At 63.4% G+C, this 18,436-nt stretch carries 13 protein-coding genes and 1 riboswitch; of the genes, 8 read left to right on the top strand and 5 right to left on the bottom strand.

Annotated features, from left to right (window positions below):
* Positions 1 to 82: 82 nt before the first annotated feature.
* A complete protein-coding gene (locus T31B1_RS14165) occupies positions 83 to 1,243 on the bottom strand; it encodes a methionine aminotransferase (RefSeq protein WP_353250163.1) in 1,161 nt (386 codons plus the stop codon).
* Positions 1,244 to 1,515: 272 nt separating this feature from the next.
* Positions 1,516 to 1,664: riboswitch (FMN riboswitch) on the top strand.
* 83 nt (positions 1,665 to 1,747) lie between these two features.
* Here T31B1_RS14165 and ribB point away from each other — a divergent pair.
* The 5 genes from ribB to T31B1_RS14140 all read left to right on the top strand — a co-directional run bounded on the left by ribB (position 1,748) and on the right by T31B1_RS14140 (position 6,282).
* Entirely contained in the window at positions 1,748 to 2,389 is a 642-nt protein-coding gene (gene ribB / locus T31B1_RS14160) for a 3,4-dihydroxy-2-butanone-4-phosphate synthase (protein ID WP_353250162.1), read from the top strand.
* Positions 2,390 to 2,461: 72 nt separating this feature from the next.
* On the top strand, positions 2,462 to 3,259 hold the full coding sequence (locus T31B1_RS14155; protein ID WP_353250161.1) for a MerR family transcriptional regulator: 798 nt from the start codon (positions 2,462 to 2,464) through the stop codon (positions 3,257 to 3,259).
* 187 nt (positions 3,260 to 3,446) lie between these two features.
* Positions 3,447 to 4,403 carry an alpha/beta fold hydrolase gene (locus T31B1_RS14150; protein WP_353250160.1) on the top strand — a complete coding sequence of 319 codons (957 nt, stop codon included), beginning with the start codon at positions 3,447 to 3,449 and terminating at the stop codon, positions 4,401 to 4,403.
* Positions 4,404 to 4,411: 8 nt separating this feature from the next.
* A complete protein-coding gene (locus T31B1_RS14145) occupies positions 4,412 to 5,305 on the top strand; it encodes a metal-dependent hydrolase (protein WP_353250159.1) in 894 nt (297 codons plus the stop codon).
* A gap of 62 nt (positions 5,306 to 5,367) precedes the next feature.
* On the top strand, positions 5,368 to 6,282 hold the full coding sequence (locus T31B1_RS14140) for a metal-dependent hydrolase (protein WP_353250158.1): 915 nt from the start codon (positions 5,368 to 5,370) through the stop codon (positions 6,280 to 6,282).
* Positions 6,283 to 6,330: 48 nt separating this feature from the next.
* On the opposite strand, the gene T31B1_RS14135 is transcribed toward T31B1_RS14140, so the two are convergent.
* Positions 6,331 to 7,029, bottom strand: a complete 699-nt coding sequence (locus T31B1_RS14135; protein WP_353250157.1) for a TetR/AcrR family transcriptional regulator — start codon at positions 7,027 to 7,029, stop codon at positions 6,331 to 6,333.
* A gap of 116 nt (positions 7,030 to 7,145) precedes the next feature.
* Here T31B1_RS14135 and T31B1_RS14130 point away from each other — a divergent pair, with 116 nt between their 5' ends.
* Both T31B1_RS14130 and T31B1_RS14125 read left to right on the top strand, forming a co-directional pair.
* A complete protein-coding gene (locus T31B1_RS14130) occupies positions 7,146 to 7,955 on the top strand; it encodes an SDR family NAD(P)-dependent oxidoreductase (protein ID WP_353250156.1) in 810 nt (269 codons plus the stop codon).
* A 122-nt stretch (positions 7,956 to 8,077) separates the two neighbouring features.
* Positions 8,078 to 12,328, top strand: coding sequence for an EAL domain-containing protein (locus tag T31B1_RS14125; protein WP_353250155.1), 4,251 nt, complete (start codon positions 8,078 to 8,080; stop codon positions 12,326 to 12,328).
* A gap of 171 nt (positions 12,329 to 12,499) precedes the next feature.
* Here the strand turns inward: T31B1_RS14125 and T31B1_RS14120 are convergent, their stop codons facing one another.
* Positions 12,500 to 13,063 (bottom strand): thioredoxin family protein, encoded by a 564-nt coding sequence (locus T31B1_RS14120; protein WP_353250154.1) that lies wholly within the window; start codon positions 13,061 to 13,063, stop codon positions 12,500 to 12,502.
* 120 nt (positions 13,064 to 13,183) lie between these two features.
* A complete protein-coding gene (locus T31B1_RS14115; RefSeq protein WP_353250153.1) occupies positions 13,184 to 14,635 on the bottom strand; it encodes an NAD-dependent succinate-semialdehyde dehydrogenase in 1,452 nt (483 codons plus the stop codon).
* Positions 14,636 to 15,432: 797 nt separating this feature from the next.
* Between T31B1_RS14115 and T31B1_RS14110 the strand changes: the two genes are divergently transcribed.
* The gene (locus tag T31B1_RS14110) at positions 15,433 to 17,040 is read left to right on the top strand and encodes a GMC family oxidoreductase (RefSeq protein ID WP_353250152.1); all 1,608 of its coding nucleotides are present in this window, start codon (positions 15,433 to 15,435) and stop codon (positions 17,038 to 17,040) included.
* 15 nt (positions 17,041 to 17,055) lie between these two features.
* Here T31B1_RS14110 and T31B1_RS14105 read toward each other — a convergent pair whose 3' ends face one another.
* A complete protein-coding gene (locus tag T31B1_RS14105; RefSeq protein ID WP_353250151.1) occupies positions 17,056 to 18,246 on the bottom strand; it encodes a CaiB/BaiF CoA transferase family protein in 1,191 nt (396 codons plus the stop codon).
* Between the last annotated feature and the right edge of the window lie 190 nt (positions 18,247 to 18,436).

The following is an 18,436-nucleotide window of genomic DNA, read 5'->3' as shown; positions in this document are numbered from 1 at the left end:
ACCCGCACTCATGGTCGGCGGCTGCGCTGACCATCGCATAAGACCCCGGCAAAGGCCGGGGTCTTTTTGTTTCAGCCGTCTTCTAATCGCCGGCTAGCGTGGTCAGGCGGCGTGCCCCCTCGGTCAGCGTGGCCTCGTTCTTGGCAAAACACAGACGCACCAGCCGGGTAGCCGGCGGGTCATCGTAGAACGGGCTGAGCGGCACCGTGGCTACACCGGCCACGCGCACCAGCCACTGGCTGAAGGCCACGTCGTCCATATCGCGCACGGCCGAGTAGTCGACCAGCTGAAAATACCCCCCTGGGACGTCGAGCAACTGCAACGGGGTATCGGCCAACAGCCTGCGAAAGCCATCGCGCTTGGCCTGGTAGAATCCTGACAGATCGCGGTAGTGGTGTGGCTCGTCACAAAGGATCGTCGCGAATGCCCACTGCGCGGGCGCGAACGTGGCGAACGTCAGATATTGATGGACCTTGCGGAATTCGACGGTCAGCGCCGGCGGGGCGATACAGTACCCGACTTTCCAGCCCGTGCAGTGAAAGGTCTTTCCGAACGAGCTGACGATGAAGCTGCGGGCGGCAAGTTCCGGAACACGACCGACGCTCTGATGCGCCGCACCGTCGAAGACCATGTGCTCGTAGACCTCGTCGGACAGTACCCATACTCCGGTCCCCCGCAGGACCTCGGCCAGCGCGGTCAGATCGTCGGGCCCGAATACCGCGCCCGTGGGGTTGTGGGGCGAATTGATGATAATTAGCCGCGTCCGTGCCGTGATGGCATCGGCCACGCGTTGCCAGTCGACCGTAAAACCCGGCCGTTGCAGCGGGACGCGCACTGCCCGTGCATTCTGCAGCTCGATAGCCGGCTGGTAGCAGTCGTAGGCCGGGTCGAGCACGATGACTTCATCGTGCGCACGTACGACCGCGGCGATCGCGGCGAAGATCGCCTCGGTGGCACCCGAGGTCACCGTCACCTCGGCCGCCGGATCGGTCGGCCGACCGTACAGCGCTTCGGTCTTGATCGCGATCTGCTCACGTAGAGCGGCCAACCCGATGCCCGGTGGATACTGGTTGTGGCCGTCGGCCATCGCACGCGACAACGCCTCGGTGAGCGCGGCCGGTGGTTCGAAATCCGGAAAGCCCTGGCCGAGATTCACCGCATCGTGTTCCACCGCGAGCTGACTCATCACGCTGAAGATCGTGGTACCGACGCGCGGCAGTTTGCTGTCCAGACTCGGGGTCATCGCCCTGCCCTCGAAGATTCGGCGAATGGGCCGCCGATGTTAGGACGTGTTGCGCCGGCTTGCGAGCCCGGTCCGGCGTGCCCACCTGTCGAACCAGGTAGAGGGATTACGCCCCGGCCAGTTGCGGCGAACGCGTCGCCGCGTCGTGCTCAGGCGTGATCGTGTCGTATTCTGGGTTGTTCAAGGTCTATACGGCCTATACGAGGCTCACCTCCGCGCGTGGCCACCGGTGTGAATGTCTGTTCGATACAACGACGATAGGCTATACTGACGCCCGTCTTCAGGGCGGGGTGCAATTCCCCACCGGCGGTATGTCGATCATTCGACGAGCCCGCGAGCGCTCCGCTCATTCGACCGGAGGTCAGCAGATCTGGTGCGATGCCAGAGCCGACGGTTACAGTCCGGATGAAAGAAGACGCTTGGCGGCTGCGGCCGGCCTTTCGCACGCAATTGCCGAGTGCGCTGCTGCCCTGAAACGTTGTCTGTCTCATATGAGGACGTTTCATGCCATCAATCGATTCCACCCGCCATCCGCGCCTCGCCGCCGCACTTGCCGCCTACCGGGCCGGCGAGCCGGTCCTGCTGCTGGATGATGCCGACCGCGAAAACGAAGCCGACATCGTCGCCGCCGCCGAAAATCTTTCCGTCGACACCATGGTGAAGATGATCCGCGACGGTAGCGGCATCGTCTGCCTGGTGCTGGACGGGGCCAGCGTTGACGCGCTCGACCTGCCGCCCATGGTGCGCGACAACCAGGCCCGTCACGGCACCGGCTTCACCATCTCCATCGAAGCAGCCAGCGGCGTCACCACGGGCGTATCGGCAGTCGATCGGGTCACCACCATCCAGGCAGCCGTCGCATCGATCGACGGCCCGGTGTCCATCGTGAGTCCCGGTCACGTATTCCCGTTGCGCGCACGCGCAGGCGGTGTGCTGGAGCGCCGCGGCCATACCGAAGGTTCGCTCGACCTGGCGATTCTCGCGGGGCTGAAACCCGCCGCGGTCCTCTGCGAGCTGATGAATGACGACGGCACCATGGCCGGCAACGACGACATTCAACGCTACGCCGAGACGCATCGGATGCCGGTGCTGACCATCGAGGAGATCGCCGCCTACCGCACCGAGCGCACCGCACGCTGTGCGTGAACTGCCGGGCGCCGTGGCACAACGCAGCGCGCCTCGGATGACGCCGTGCGCGGAGCGGGCTAAACTTCGACGATGAAACGCGCTTCCAGCACCACCGGCGCAACCGCGCCCGCCGACACCGTCACGCCCGAATTCTCGATCGACGCGCTCGCCCGAGAGACGGGCAGCACCGTGCGTAATATTCGTGCCTACCAGGATCGCGGGCTGCTGCCACCACCGGAACGGCGTGGGCGCAAGGGCATCTATAACGATGCCCATCTGTCGCGTCTGCGTATCATCAACCGACTGCTCGAACGCGGTTATACGTTGTCCAATATCGGCGAGCTGATCGAAAGCTGGGAGCGCGGCAACGATATCGGCAGCCTGCTCGGTCTGGAAACCGCCGTGGCCAGCCCTTGGTCGGACGAAGTGCCCGACTACATGACCATGCCGCAGCTGCTCAAGAAATTCAGCGGCAACTTTTCTCGGCGTGCGCTGAAAAAGGCGGTCGAACTGGATGTGATCCGCCCCGAGGGCATGCGCTACCGCATCCCCAGCCCGCGGATGCTGCATGCCGGCGCGGAGTTGGTGAAGGTGGGCATCCCGCTCGAAGAGATGCTGGATGTCGTGGCCTATCTTCGCCGCAACGTCGAGCAGGCCGCCGATGAAATGGTGCGGCTGGTCGCGATTCATGTGTTCGACCGCTACGGCGAAGGTCAGTTGCCACCGCCGGACGACATGCCTGAGCTAGCCGATCTGGTCTGGCGTTTCAGGCCGCTGGTCGAGATGGCCGTGCTGCCCGAAGTCGCGCGTGCCATGGCCAAGGCCGCCGACCAGCATCTGGGCGACCGTCTGGCACTGCTCATGGAGCACTTGCACGACGCCAAGTAATCGGCGTCTCGGCGGCGCGCGATCACGGCGTCGCCGAACTCTCCCCGCCTCTCAAGCCGCGATGGATCGCGTTCCGGCTCCGCGTCACGGATAGGTCCACCCGTGCGATGCGGCGGTGCAGCAAACCGCTTGCGCACCTCCGCTGTTTATGACACTGTTTGATGTAACTATTACATCGAACAGGTCAATGACGAACGCGAAGCCGAACCCGCACGCTGCCGATGAGCCAACACTGGTTCAGCGCGGCGCTGTGCGTCTGGCCTGCTACGACAGCGGCGCGCGGGACGATCTCCGGCCAACGCTGGTATTCGTTCACGGCTATCCCGACACACATCGTGTATGGGATCGAATGGTGGCACCGCTGTCCGAGACGTTTCGGTGCGTGCGCTACGATGTTCGGGGCGCCGGCCAGAGCAGCCGTCCGCGAGCAACGGCCGCTTATGCGCTGGACGAACTGGAGGCCGATCTGGCGGCCGTGATCGACTGGGCATCCCCGAGTCGCCCTGTGCACCTCATCGCACACGACTGGGGCTCGATCCAGAGCTGGGAGGCAGTCACGGACCCGGCCCTGTCGCATCGGATCGCCAGCTTCACGTCGATCTCCGGCCCATGTCTGGATCATGTCGGCCACTGGCTTCGCGCACAGTGGCGCGACGATCGCGCGGCGCTCATGCGCCAGCTGAAAAAGTCGTGGTATGTGTTCGCCTTTCATATTCCATGGCTGCCCACATTGGCCTGGCATGGCGGTCTGGCCAGCCGCTGGCCTCGCACCACCGAACGTCTGGAGGGACAGGCATTGCCCGTCCATCCGACCCTCGCGCGCGATGGCGCTCACGGTACCAAGCTGTATCGCGCGAACGTGTTCGCACGGATTCGCCGGCCGCGCCTGCGCCACGCGCAAATCCCGGTTCACGTAATCACACCTGTGCGTGATGCCTTCGTCGGCCCCGGTTTCGCCCGCGATCTCGACCGTTGGGTCGACGATCTGACGATCACGCCCGTCGACGCCGCGCACTGGGCGGTGCTGACCCACCCGCAGTCCATCGCCGACCTGTGCGCCGATTTCATTCGAGCGCGGCCGGCCCCCGATGTCGCCGCTCCTGAAGCTCGTCCTAACACCGTTTCCCCACGGCCAAGCGCCTGAGGTTTGTCATGAGCAAGCACGAAAACGATCTCGATCTGCACGGCCCCGGTTACAGCGGGCCGGTCATGCCGGAACGGCGCGATCTGCATTTCCTGCCGCCCGGCGATCGCATCTGTGACTGGCATCAGGCCGGGCCGAACGTAACCCAATTCATGAATGCGCTGAGCCTGTTCTTCCCGGCCGGCGAGCGCATGTTCATCGACGCAGTACGCGCCTATCGCGACGAGATCCCCGATCCGGATCTGCGCAAGGCCGCCACCGCGTTCATCGGCCAGGAGGCGATGCATTCACGCGAGCATATCGAATACAACCAGCTCATGGATGCCGCCGGACTTCCGGCCAGCGAGCTCGATGCGCAGGTCTGGGCGCATACCGAATACGTCAAGCAGCACAGCAGCAAGGTCACGCCGTTGCTGATGACGATCGCACTCGAGCATTTCACCGCCCTGATGGGAGATACGTTGCTGCGTCATCCCGAACAGATGGCCGGCTCGCAGGAAGACTATGAACGCATGTGGCGCTGGCACGCGCTCGAGGAAGTCGAGCACAAGGCCGTGGCCTACGACGTCTACGAAAAATGTGTCGGGCGCGGGCCCAAGGCGTACGCGATGCGTAGCGCGATCATGCTCACCACGACGGCAACGTTCTGGCCGCACGTGATTCTGTTCTACCGGCGTCTGGCTGCCGCGGATCCGGCCTGTCGACGTGCAGGCTGGCGAGGGCATCTCAAGCTCGCCAACTTCATGCTCGGCAAGCCGGGCTATCTGCGGAAACTGTTGCCCGAATACCTGGCCTACTTCAAGTACAGCTTCCATCCGTGGCAGCAGAACAACGCCGAGCTGCTGGCCGAGATCGACGCGTTGGTCGACGACGCCAACGCCGCCTACGCCAGCCATCACTGAATGGTCCCTGCATGCCGGGCCCGGGCAGGCCCGGCTGTGTCGAATACCCACAGGAGGGTGACATGAGCAAGAATGCATCCGATATCAAGAAGCACGTCCACGCCGATCGCACGATCCCGCACAGCGACCAGGTCAATGTGATGCCCGAACGGCGCGACCTGCACTTCCTACCGCCGGCCGATCGTATCGCCGACTGGCACAAGGAAGGGCCGAACGTGACTCAGTTCATGAACGCCATGTCGCTGCTGTTTCCGGCCGGCGAGCGGATGTTCATCGACGCCGTACGCAGCTATCGCGACCAGATTCCGGATCCGGATCTGAAAAAGGCCGCCACGGCCTTCATTGGCCAGGAGGCGATGCATTCGCGCGAACATATCGAGTACAACGAGCTGATGGAGAATGCGGGGCTGCCGGCCCACAAGCTCGACCAGTTCACCTGGAACCTTCTCGACTGGGTCAAGAACAATACCTGGAAGTCCATGCCCCTGGCCGCGACCATCGCGCTGGAGCACTACACCGCGCTCATGGGCGACATGCTGCTGCGATACCCGGAGATGATGAAAGGCTCGCAGGAAGACTTCGAGCGCATGTGGCGCTGGCACGCGCTCGAGGAAGTCGAGCACAAGGCGGTCGCTTACGATGTCTACGAAAAATGTATCGGCCGCGGTCCACGCAACTGGGCCGAGCGCACGGCGGCGATGGGTATCGCCACCGCCATCTTCTGGCCGGTGCTGATCAGCTTTTACGCACAGATGGCCGCCGCCGACGAAAAATGCCGGCAACAGGGTTGGCGCGGGCATCTCAAACTGGTCAACTTCACTCTCGGCAAGCCCGGCTTCATCCGCCGCATGATTCCGGAATGGCTGAGCTACTTCCAGTACAGCTTCCACCCCTGGCAGCAGAACAACGCCGACCTTCTGGCCGAGCTCGACGAACTGGTCGACGACGCCGAAGCCGCCTATGCGACGCATCACTGATCGTTGTCGATGACCTCACGAAAGCCGCGGCCCGAACCGCGGCTTTCTTCATGACGCAGCGTCGTCTGCGTCGTCCGCGGTCGCGCCCTTTTCCGGGGCGGCCATCTGGCGTGCGACGGCCACATACAGCGCAAGACTCGATTCGACCACGACGTTCAATGGATCTCGGTATCGGCTGAGCGTCCAGTACATCGCGATATGAATCGTCGAGCCGACCAGGCCCGTGGAAACGATCGCCGGGTCGGTCGGCCCCGCCGCCTCGAGCGGAAAGATCGCGCTGACCAGCTCGGCGAGCATGCGCGTGAAATTCTGTGTGGTCGACCGATAGAGCTTGTCGATCTCGCCGCTGATGCCGAAGATCTCGATCAGCAGGATGCGTGCCGTGCCCGGTTGCTCGTACATGGTTTCAAAAAACACGCGCAGCCCGGCCCGAGCCGTGCTTTCGGCGTCCTGCGGCGCCCGGTCGATCGCAGCAACTACGTCGTGCTGTAGCCGCGCGACCAACGTCTTGTACACCTCGGCGAACAACGACTCACTGTTGCCGAAGGATTCGTAGAAATAGCGTTCGGTCAGTCCGGCCTGACGGCACAAAGCCTTGACGGTGGCGCCGCGATAGCCCTCGCGCCCGAAGACCTCGATGCCGGCTGCGACGAATTGCGCCCGCCGGTGGCGACGGCGTTCGTCCAGGCTGCGCCCGCCGTAGGCACGGCCAGCCTCGGCGGAATCGGTTACGGGTGGCTTTTTCATACATCCATGTTGACATCATTCATTGTCAAACGTAACTTTGACAATAATAATTGTCAGAATTGGGCACAGCGCGATAAGCGGCATGAATGCCCCTATCGCTCCGACAGGATCGCCTCATGAAAGATCTCCGGGACAAAATCGTAGTCATCACCGGTGCCGGTTCGGGTATCGGGCGCAGCCTGGCCACCGTGTGCGCCGATCGAGGCGCGCGTCTGGCGCTATGCGACGTCAATGAAGACGGACTGGCCGAGACACGGGCCGCCTGCCAGCCGGCTGCAGTGTTCACCTCGAAGGTCGACGTCGCCGACCGAGCGGCGTTCGAGGCGTTCCGGGATGCGGTCGTCGACGAATATGGCGGCGCCGATCTGGTGATCAACAATGCAGGAGTGGCTCACTCCCAGACGATCGCCGACACGCGTTACGACGACTTCGAATGGATCATGGGCATCAACTTCTGGGGCGTGGTTCATGGCACCAAGGCGTTTCTTCCGATACTCAAACAACGGCCCGGCAGCGCGCTGGTGAATGTCTCAAGCGTATTCGGCCTGATCAGCGTGCCCACCCAGGGCACCTATAACGCAACCAAATTCGCGGTCCGCGGGTTTACCGAAGCGCTGCGACACGAAACGCGGGGCCAAGATCCCCACGTGATGTGTGTCCATCCCGGTGGGATAAAGACCGGGATCGCCCACGCGGCTCGTTTCTATGTCGGGCCGGACGGCAACAGCAACCAGGCCCAGGCCGCCGGTAATTTCGTCGACAAACTCGCCCGTACTTCGCCCGACGAGGCGGCTCGGACAATTCTTTCAGATCTGGCGCGTCGGAAAGGACGCTGTCTGATTGGCACTGACGCCAAAATCATATCTGCGATCTCGCGCCTCGTGCCCGTTCATTATTGGTCGATCATGTCGCGCGTAATGAACTAGTTGGCGTTAATCGCGGTTTTCTGCTTTATGGCCGCACCTTTCGACTCACGAATTATCTAGTAATCGGGCCCCACTACGATTAGCCTCTAAGTGTTCACTCAAATGTCATCGCGGGCCCCCTGATGGCGCAAGCCCCCGTGGAAGACAGTCAGCCTGGGCCCTTGTCCGGTCGGGCACCTGCCGGCTATGTCGCACTCGGCGGTAGCGCGGGCAGCCTGAAGGTATTTCAGCAATTTTTCGATGCTGTATGCACCGATACCGGGCTCGTGTTCGTGGTTGTCGCGCACATGGCCCCCGATCAGGAAAGCCACCTGCTCGAACTGATCGCCAGCCATACGACGATGCCGGTTTCGCAGGTCGACGATGCATTGGTTGCCGCGCCCGACCATGTTTACGTGATTTCTCCCAACCAGCATCTCACCATCGATCGCGGCTGGCTTCGACCGACGACCATCAGCCAGAACCTCGGAGCGCGTTTTGCCATCCATCGCTTTTTCGTGAGCCTGGCCCACGATCAGGGCGATCGCGCAGTGGGCATTCTGGTATCGGGGTCGGGCCGCGACGGCCGTGACGGTATGGCCGCCATCCGGGCCGCCGGCGGTTTGACCATTGCCCAGTCCCCGGAGGAAGCCACACACCCGGATATGCCGGCCGCTGCGATCCGCAGCGGCCATGTCGATCAGGTCTTGCCGGTGGCCGGCATGCCGGCCGCCATCGACGCATTTTTCGGCCCGGATACGGGTCGGGAGCCCGTTGTGGACACTCCGGAAGAGCACGATCCTGCATCGCCCTATCGTGCAATCGTGAACCTGCTCAGTCGCCGGCACGGGCATGATTTTTCGCACTACAAACCCGGCACGTTGACACGGCGGATCGGTCGTCGTATTGGCATCCGGCGCGTTGACTCGTTCGATGCCTATCTATCGCTACTGGAAAGCGACGAAACCGAGTCACAACAGCTCCTTCAGGACCTTCTGATCAGCGTCACCGGCTTCTTCCGCGATCCGGAGGCCTACGAAGCCCTTGAACAGCAACTCGTGCCGGATCTGATCGGACGTTCCGGTCGCGACGGAAAGGACAGCCTGAGACTATGGGTGGCTGGTTGTGCAACCGGCGAAGAAGCCTATTCGCTGGCGATCGTCATGCTCGAGGCACTGGATGCGTACCCGAGCGAAACCCGCGCCAGCGTGTCGGTCTACGCCACCGATATCGACTCCCAGGCGCTCGAAGTCGCACGCAGCGGTTGCTATTCGGAAACCATCGCCGCCGATATGTCGGACGAGCGGCTGGCACGCTGGTTCACCGCGACCGAGCCCGGCTATCGGGTGAACAAGACTCTGCGCGATACCGTCATGTTCGCGCCGCAGAACCTGCTCTCGGACCCCCCTTTCTCGCGCATGGATCTGGTGTCGTGTCGAAACGTGCTGATTTATCTCGACAAAGCGACCCAGCGCCGTCTGCTCGAGATGTTTCATTTCGCCCTGAAGCCCGAGGGCTGGCTGTTGCTCGGCAATAGCGAGACCGCCCACACCGACAGCGGCCTGTTCCACCCGCGTTCCCACAAGCATCGGCTTTATACTCGCACGGCCGCCCACGGCAGCGCCGGCCGGCATCTGGGATGGATCACGCCGACGCAGTTGGGCAGACGCGACCTGCCCAGAAACCAGACCGATCTCGCCGATATGAATCGCCATCAATTGTCAAAGACCGTCCAACGGCTCTTGCTGAACGAGTATGCCCCCACGTCGGTGGTCACGAACGCGGCGTTCGATCTGATCTACATACACGGGGACTCCAGCGGCTATCTTTCGCTGGGCCAGGGCGTGCCCAGCGACAACCTGCTGCGGCTGGCGCGCCGCGGCCTTCGCGGTGCAGTTCAGGATCTGGTGAACGTCGCGCTGCAGCAACGACAAGCCCATTCGGTCGCGGCCCGGGTACAGCGCCATCGCCACTACGTGCCTGTGCGCATGCGCGCCCGCCCTTTCCGTCTGAACGACTCGGGCGACGAATTCGTAGTGGTGAGCTTTGTCGAGATCGACGGTTCAGTCGGCGAACAGTCGGACGCCAGCACGCCAACGCCGCACGACGAGGTGGTCGACGTCGACGAACGCATCGCCCAGCTCGAGTATGAGCTGCGTCTCGCACACGACGAACATCAGCGAGCCGCCGACGAACTGCAGAGCACCCGGGAGGAATTCAGGAGCGCGCACGAAGAGGCGTTGTCGATTAACGAAGAACTGCAGTCGGCCAACGAGGAGCTGGAATCCTCCAAGGAGGAACTGCAGTCGCTCAACGAGGAGTTGAGCACGGTCAATACCGAGCTGCAGGAAAAGATGCATGAGCTCGAGGACACCCACGACGACATCGCGAACCTGCTGGACAGTACCGCTATCCCGACGGTGTTTCTGGACGGCGAAAACCGTATCAAGCGATTCACGCCCGCGACGAAGATGCTGCTCAGCGTACTGCCCAGCGATATCGGGCGTCCCATAGACGATCTGGCACACCCTTTCCAGCGCGCGCTCGACTGGGCCGGCGAGGCGGCCGCGGTTCGAAACTCGGGCGAGATCAGCGAAATCGAGACCGAAACCGCCGACGGCCAATGGTACATACGTCGAACCACGCCGTACCGCGCACGCGACGGGCAGATGCGCGGCGTCGTCGTGAGCTTTATCGACGTCACCCGACTCAAACAGGCCGAACGCGCGCTGGCGCACAGTGATCAGACGCTTCAGACGCTCTTTCACGAAAACCCGGCCATGTACTTCATCCTCGACGAACATGACCGCATCGTGTCCGTCAACGAATTCGGCGCCTTCCAGCTCGGCTACGAGGCCGAGCAGCTGGTGGGCGCCTCGTTCGCCGACATGCATCGCCGGCCGAGCATGCTGCACGCCAAGCTCGCACGCTGTCAGGCTCGTCCGGGCAAGCTGCAGCGCTGGGAAGTCGAGATCCGTGGCCGCAACGGCAAGCCGCTGTGGATTCGCGCCAACGCCCGGCTCACATCGGAACTGGACGAAGGCATCCGGATCCTGGTGTCGTGCGAGAACATCAGCCGTGAAAAACGTCTCGGCGAGCAGGCCAAGTATCACGCCACCCACGATGCCCTGACCGATCTGATCAACCGCCGTGCGTTCAAGCAGGTCATCTCCGCCGCGATCGATCAAGCTGCGCTTCAGGACAAGACGCACATGCTCGGCTATATCGATCTGGACAGTTTCAAGATCATCAACGACAGTTACGGCCACCAGGCCGGCGACGAGTTGTTGCGCCAGGCCAGCCAATGCATGTACGCCAGTCTCAGGCAGGGCGACGTACTGGCACGCATCGGTGGCGATGAGTTCGCGGTGCTCATGTACGACTGCGACGGCGAGCAGGCCAAGGCCGCCGCGCACCGCATGATCGAATCCCTGCACGGCTGCGTGTTCCTCTGGCAACGCCATCATCTGCGCGTGGGTGCCAGCATCGGTCTGGCCAGTATCGATCGTGAGGCCGGCAGCGTGGAGGCCGTAATGCAGGCCGCAGACGCGGCCTGCTTTGCCGCCAAGGAACTCGGCCCCAACTCGATCCACCGCCAGGTGGCCAACGACCGGCGCGTCACGCGCCGTCGCCGACAGATGAACTGGGCCAACCGTATTCGCGAGGCGCTGGCCGACAACCGTATTCTCATGCACGTCCAACCAATCGTGAGCGTCCATCAGGCCGATGAAATCCACGGGTACGAATCGCTGCTACGCCTGCGCGATACCGATGGCGAGATCGTGGCGGCGCACGAGTTCATCGATGCCGCCGAACACTACGGGCTGATTCACGATCTGGACCGGTTCGCGTTATCGCATACCCTGCGCTTTCTTGACGAACATCGGCACCGGTTGCGGGCGTTTCAGTGGATCGGCATCAACCTGTCCGCCACGTCGCTGACACACCCGGGCTTTCTGACCTTCGCACGCAAGGTACTCAGCGACAGCGGCATCGACGCACAGCGTGTATGTTTCGAGATCACCGAAACATCGGTCATCTCCAACCTTTCTCAGGCCCAACATTTCATCCGCGAAATGAGCGAGCTGGGGTGCACCTTCGCCCTCGACGATTTCGGTACCGGCCTGTCGTCGTTCGAATATCTGCGTGTGCTACCGGTGGAATACGTCAAGATCGACGGCAGTTTCATCCGCGATATTCGCCACGACCCGGCCGATCGCGCCATGGTCGAAGCAGTGACCCATATCGCACACATGATGGGCAAGACCGCGATCGCCGAATCGGTAGAGACCGCGGAGCTGCTGCACGCCGTGCGGGGAATGAATATCGAGTACGCACAAGGCCATCATTTCGGCAAGCCCGACGCGCTGGAGAGCCTACTGGTCTCCGAATGAAACGCACGCCGGCGTCCTGCCACCGCGGCCTGGCAGTACCGGCCAGACCACCCGCGCCGGCAGATGTCGCAGGCGCGTTGAAGCTGATCACAGCGCCGACCTGCACCCGTGCGGGTTCGGTCGGCGCCGATACGATATCGCGCGCCGCAGCGCCCGATCAGCCAGCCAGGCTCAGGCGGCTTTCCACTTGATACTGCAGCCCTGACTCGGCACCTGTACGTCGGCCGGGATCATGTCGCCTTCCAGCAGCGCATCGAGCGATGCGCGCAGCTCGGCGCCGGTGACGGCGACCCCGTTCTTGGGACGAGACTCATCGAACTGGCCACGGTAGGCACACTTGCCATCGGCATCGAAGACGAAAAAATCCGGCGTGCAGACCGCGTCGTAGGCCTGGGCCACGGCTTGCGACTCGTCGTAGAGATAGGGAAAGGTGAACCCCCGGCTTTCAGCAAATACCTGCATCTGCTCGGGGCCATCCTCGGGCCGCACGCCGACATCGTTCGACGATATCGCTACGAAGCCGACGCCTTGCGGCTGGTAATGCGCCGCCACACTGACCACTTCGTCGATCAGATGCAGCACGTATGGGCAGTGGTTACAGATGAACATGACCACCGTACCGCGTGGCCCGGCGATGTCACTGAACGACTTGCGCTCGTCGCTGACGGTATCCGGCAGATCGAAATCGGGCGCGGCGGTACCCAGCGGCATCATGGTGGAATCGGTGAGGGACATGACGATCCTCGTTGTTGATAACGGCGATCAGTCTAGACACTCCGCAGCGATTGCCCAAATACACAGCGCCGGCCGCGGCACAGCCATGCCGCGGCCGATCGACGCACTCACCCGGTGGGATCAGGGTGAGGCGGTGGTCACGAAGCGGGTCTCCAGATACGCTTCGATCGCCTCACTGCCGCCTTCGGAGCCATAGCCCGAGTCCTTGACACCGCCGAAGGGCGTTTCGGGCAGTGCCAGGCCGATATGGTTGATCGAAAGCATGCCGGCCTCGACTTCATGCGTCAGTCGCGCAGTCGTGTGCATGGATGAGGTGAAGGCATAGGCAGCCAGACCGTATTCCAGCCGGTTGGCCTCCTCGATCGCATCGTCGACCGTCTTGAACGACGTGAACACGACAACCGGCCCGAACGGCTCTTCGTTCATGATGCGCATGTCGCGCGTGGCGTTGACGATCACGGTCGGCTCGAAGAAATAGCCGGGCCCGTCGATGGCCCGGCCGCCCAGGCGGATTTCGGCCCCCTTGGAACGGGCATCTTCGATAAGTTCAGCTACCGCCCCCGGGCGCCGTTCATGGGCCAGCGGGCCCATGGTGGTGCCCTCGTCCAGGCCGTTTCCGACCTGGATCTGGCGAGCCGCTTCGACGAACTGGTCGACGACCGTATCGAATACACCTTCCTGAACCATGAAGCGAGTGGGTGCGATACAGACCTGCCCGGCGTTGCGGAATTTGGCGGCCGCCGTGGCCTTAACCGCCTGGGCAATGTCCGCGTCATCGAAGATCATGGTCGGCGCATGGCCGCCAAGTTCCATCGTGTTGCGCTTCATGTGCTGGCCGGCCAGCGCGGCCAGATGTTTACCCACGGCCGTCGAGCCGGTGAACGACACCTTGCGGATGGCCGGATGCGGAATCAGATACTCGGAAATTTCTGCTGGCACCCCGTACACCAGGCTGATCACCCCGGCCGGAACGCCCGCATCCATATAACAACGAATCAGCTCGGCGACCGAGGCAGGCGTCTCTTCAGGACCCTTGAGAATGATGGAACAGCCGGCGGCCAGCGCGATCGATACCTTGCGCACAGCCTGATTGAGCGGGAAGTTCCAGGGCGTGAAGGCAGCCACGGGCCCAACCGGATGCTTGGTGGCCAGCTGCGTGACGTGGGCACCTCGAGCGGGAATCACCCGGCCATAGGCACGCCTGGCTTCTTCAGAGAACCATTCCAACGTGTCGGCTGCGCCGAGCGTCTCGATCCGCGACTGAGCGACCGGCTTGCCCTGCTCCAGGGTCATCAACCGGGCGATATCGTCGGCGCGCTCGCGCAGTAGATCGGAGGCCTTGCGCAGCATCTTGGCCCGATTGTAGGCGGGTACGTCGCGCCACTGCCGGAACGCGGTCTGAGCGGATTCAATCGCCCTATCGAGATCCTCGCGCCGCGCCCAAGCGACCTGACCAATGACTTCGCCGGTGGCCGGGTTTTCCACGGGAAGGGTCTCACCGGCGGCCGCCGCCTGCCATTGACCCTCGATCAGCAGCGATACATCCGAATAACTGCGGGTTTTATCCAACATCGACACGTTCTCCGTACAGGTCTGAGTCATGGATCGTATTAAGTATCATATAACAATACCCAGGATCGATTATTGGAACAAGGAGAAGTCAACCGATAGCGGCTATCGGCAATGAACGGACCGCGTTGATCGGCCGCCCTGCGTGACGTGAACCCAGAGCGGTGTTCTCGGCGGCCGCGATTGACATCGTTCCGACGTCTGCGCATTGTTGTATTCCGTTACGCCGTTCCGTATCACAATACAAATGCTTGCAACGACTATCGGCTCTGCGCTCGATACCCGCCTCTGCGAACCCGCGCTAATGCGGTCGTACAGGTGATCCGAGTGGCTGAATACCCCGTCCTATCCCACGCACCGCGTGTATCGAATGATCGGTATCGGACGCAGTCGGCGCTGGGCGAACGCCGCGGACGGCCACGGACTCTCAGGGATCCGAACGGCTGCGATCAGCGACGCCCGCGTATGGCGAGCGATTCAAGCCGGGCGTTGGACCGCGCCCGTTTGCAGGCAACGGCCATCGGCGCCCGACGCCACCGCGCGCGGTCAAGGATGTGCACGCCCGCTGGCCATTCCGGAACCGACCCATACGGCAACGCTGCGGTCGCGGCTGCCGCGCGACGCGCGATGACACCGCGCTCTGTCGCAAGCCGCGACGATGCCGGCGCATACACCCCGGGCCGGCGCAGGATCCGGCCGGGCCGAGCCGCGAGCCCAGCGGTCCGGGCACGACGTCTCCACACACGGCCTGGCCTGTCCGACGGCTATTCAACAGAACAACAACGAATCGGAGATTCGCGATGACGGCACCCTACGACTACATCATCATCGGCGCCGGCACGGCCGGCTGTATCCTGGCGCACCGACTTTCCGAATCGGGCCAGCACAAGGTGCTACTGCTCGAGGCCGGCCCGCCCGACCGCTCGCCCTGGATTCATATGCCGTTAGGCATGGGCAAGATCATCAAGAACAGCAAATACACCCGTGAATTCTTCACCGATCAGGAAGCGAATCTCAACGGGCGCGAACTTTGTTGGCCGCGCGGGGTTTGCCTGGGCGGGTCGAGCTCGATCAACGGCATGGTATTTATCCGCGGCCAGCGCCAGGACTACGACCATTGGGAGTCGCTTGGTAACCGGGGCTGGCGCTGGGAGAGCGTGTTGCCGTATTTCAAGCGTATCGAACACAACGCCGACGGGCCCAGCGAGACGCGCGGCGAAAACGGGCTGCTATGGGCAACCAAGGACCCTGGCCATGAACTCATGGACGCCATATTCGATGCGGGCGAGGAACTGGGCATCGAGCGCACCCGGGATTTCAACACCGGCGATCAGAATGGCTGCGGTTACTATCATTCGTTCATAAAGAACGGCCGTCGCTGCAGCACCGCTGCGAGCTATCTCAGATCGGCCCGTGGGCGGCGCAACCTGGAGATTCGTACGAACGCGCCGGTGGCCCGCATATTGTTCGAACAGGAACGCGCGGTCGGGGTGCGTATTCACGATGGCGATCGCCTGGTCGACGAGTACTGCAACGCCGAGATCATCCTCTCGGCCGGCGCGATCCAGAGCCCGCAGATCCTCCAGCTGTCCGGCGTGGGCGACGCCGAACTGCTCGACTCCTGGCAGATTCCGCTCGTCCGGGCGTTGCCGGGCGTGGGCGCCAATCTCCAGGACCACCTCCAGTGCCGGCCGACTTACCGCATCACCAAACCAATCACCCTGAACGACCAGTTGACCACGCTATCCGGGCGATTGAAGGTCGGCGCACGCTACATGCTGTCCCGTTCGGGCCCGCTGTCCCGCGGCGTAGCCATCGGCGGCCTGTTCACACGCGTGTTGCCCGAGTCCCAAACGCCGGATATCCAGTTCCACTTCTCGGCGATCACCTCCGACAGCGGCTTCACGCCAAACCGGTGGTCCGGCGCCACCTTTTCGGTCTGCCAGCTCAGACCGGAATCGCGTGGGCACCTGAGCATCCGGTCGCTGGATGCACGCGAAGCCCCGCGTATCGTGGCGAACTACCTGAGCAGTGACACCGATCAACGCTGCATGCTCGAAGGCGTGAAGTTCGCTCGCCGGCTCGCTGCTACCCGGGCATTGAAGACTTACATCGCCAAGGAGGAACAGCCCGGGGCGACGCGCACCGACGACGCCGAACTGATGGAGTTCGTGCGCGATACCGCAATGACCATCTATCACCCGGCCGGCACCTGCAAGATGGGCAACGACAGCGCTGCGGTGGTGGACGACCAGCTGCGGGTTCATGGCCTGGAGGGGCTGCGCGTAGTGGACTGCTCGATCATGCCGACACTGGTTTCCGGCAACACCAACGCCCCGACCGCCATGATTGCGGAAAAGGCCGCGGACATGATCCGGGAAACCGCGCGGGATCGTCAGGCGGCCTGACCCCCGGTCGTACGGTCACGCACGGCGCAAGAATCGCTCGTTGTCGGCGCCCAACGCCGGGCTTGGCGCGAGTGGCGTCTGTCGGGCTTGCGAAAAACGCAAAGGGCATCCCAGCGCGCTGTCTTCGACCAGTCCGCGCGCGGCGACCTGGGCATGGGCCAGCGCCTCGTCGAGTGTCAATACGGGCGTGGTGCAGGCATCGGTATCGGCCAGCATCGCCACCCATGTATCACGGTTGCGGGTACGAAACAGCGCGGCCAGGCTCCAGTGCAGCGGCCGGCCGAGTGTTGCAGCGCGCGCCGGGTCAGCCAGCACGCGACCCAGGCGCCCGCGCCAGTCTGTCAGGCGTGCCGGCCGCGGGCGCCCTGCCCCGGCAGGCCCCGGTACCACGCGTGCCGTCGTATGCGACGGCGACAGGCCGAACGGGGCGAGCCGCGACAACAGCCGGACGAAGAATTTGGGCTCCAGCGCACCGACCGCCAGATACCGGCCGTCGCGACAGCGATAGACACGATAGTTGGGCAGTGCGCCCGAGAGCATGTCCTGGCCCCGGGGTTGAACCCGGCCACGGGTGTTGCGTGTCGCCATCGCCACCGGCTGCAACGCCAGCGCACCGTCGAGCATGGCCGAGTCGACGAAGCTGCCGTGACCGCTGCTACGCACACCGAGCAGTGCAGCGAGTACGCCCACGGTACAGGTCAGCGCGCCGCCGGCGAGATCGGCGATCTGGACGTTGGATATCGTCGGCGGTCCGCCGGACGCGCCGGTCTGATCGAGCACGCCGGCCAGTGCGAGATAGTTGATATCGTGGCCGGCGGAATCGGCCATCGGCCCGGTCTGCCCGTAGCCCGTCAGCGCGGCGTAGACCAAACGCGGGTTGATCGCTCGAAGCGTTTCGTACCCGCAACCGAGCCGCTCCATGACACCCGGCCGGAAGGATTCGATCACCACGTCGGCATCGGCCACGAGAGACTTGAACGCGGCCACGTCATCGGGCTGTTTCAGATCCAGCGTGACCGAGGCCTTGCCGCGGTTGACCTGTTCGAACAACGCGGGCGACAGCGTTCTGGCGTAGTCGCCCCCGGCCGGATCCTCGATCTTGATCACCTCGGCGCCCAGTTGCGCCATCAGCTGTGTGGCATAGGGGCCTGGCAGCAATCGAGTCAGATCCAGAACACGCACGCCTTCGAGTAGCGGATTGGCCATGGCGTCAGCCCCCGGCCGGTCGGCGGCAGCCGAGGACCGTCAACCGCTCACAGGACACAGAGCCCGCCGATCGCAGACCGACACCACTTGCGCCGTCCACCGAGCACCGCTCGCCGCCACTGGCCGATGCGAAACCATCGCCGGCTCGGGTCGCAGTCGGCTCACGATCTTGGGAGCATTGGCCTTCGGC

The sequence above is a fragment of the Salinisphaera sp. T31B1 genome (assembly GCF_040361275.1).
In the GTDB taxonomy this organism is placed as follows: Bacteria; Pseudomonadota; Gammaproteobacteria; order Nevskiales; family Salinisphaeraceae; genus Salinisphaera.
Note: the sequence above shows the minus strand (reverse complement) of the source record. Positions and strands in the feature narration are given on the sequence as shown.

Coding starts and splice junctions, on each gene's coding strand:
- T31B1_RS14155 (WP_353250161.1), top strand. CDS start 2,462: ATGAAACGCGCTTCCAGCACCACCGGCGCAACCGCGCCCGCCGACACC.
- T31B1_RS14120 (WP_353250154.1), bottom strand. CDS start 13,063: ATGTCCCTCACCGATTCCACCATGATGCCGCTGGGTACCGCCGCGCCC.
- T31B1_RS14115 (WP_353250153.1), bottom strand. CDS start 14,635: ATGTTGGATAAAACCCGCAGTTATTCGGATGTATCGCTGCTGATCGAG.
- T31B1_RS14140 (WP_353250158.1), top strand. CDS start 5,368: ATGAGCAAGAATGCATCCGATATCAAGAAGCACGTCCACGCCGATCGC.
- T31B1_RS14150 (WP_353250160.1), top strand. CDS start 3,447: ATGACGAACGCGAAGCCGAACCCGCACGCTGCCGATGAGCCAACACTG.
- T31B1_RS14135 (WP_353250157.1), bottom strand. CDS start 7,029: ATGAAAAAGCCACCCGTAACCGATTCCGCCGAGGCTGGCCGTGCCTAC.
- T31B1_RS14145 (WP_353250159.1), top strand. CDS start 4,412: ATGAGCAAGCACGAAAACGATCTCGATCTGCACGGCCCCGGTTACAGC.
- T31B1_RS14165 (WP_353250163.1), bottom strand. CDS start 1,243: ATGACCCCGAGTCTGGACAGCAAACTGCCGCGCGTCGGTACCACGATC.
- ribB (WP_353250162.1), top strand. CDS start 1,748: ATGCCATCAATCGATTCCACCCGCCATCCGCGCCTCGCCGCCGCACTT.
- T31B1_RS14105 (WP_353250151.1), bottom strand. CDS start 18,246: ATGGCCAATCCGCTACTCGAAGGCGTGCGTGTTCTGGATCTGACTCGA.
- T31B1_RS14110 (WP_353250152.1), top strand. CDS start 15,433: ATGACGGCACCCTACGACTACATCATCATCGGCGCCGGCACGGCCGGC.
- T31B1_RS14130 (WP_353250156.1), top strand. CDS start 7,146: ATGAAAGATCTCCGGGACAAAATCGTAGTCATCACCGGTGCCGGTTCG.
- T31B1_RS14125 (WP_353250155.1), top strand. CDS start 8,078: ATGGCGCAAGCCCCCGTGGAAGACAGTCAGCCTGGGCCCTTGTCCGGT.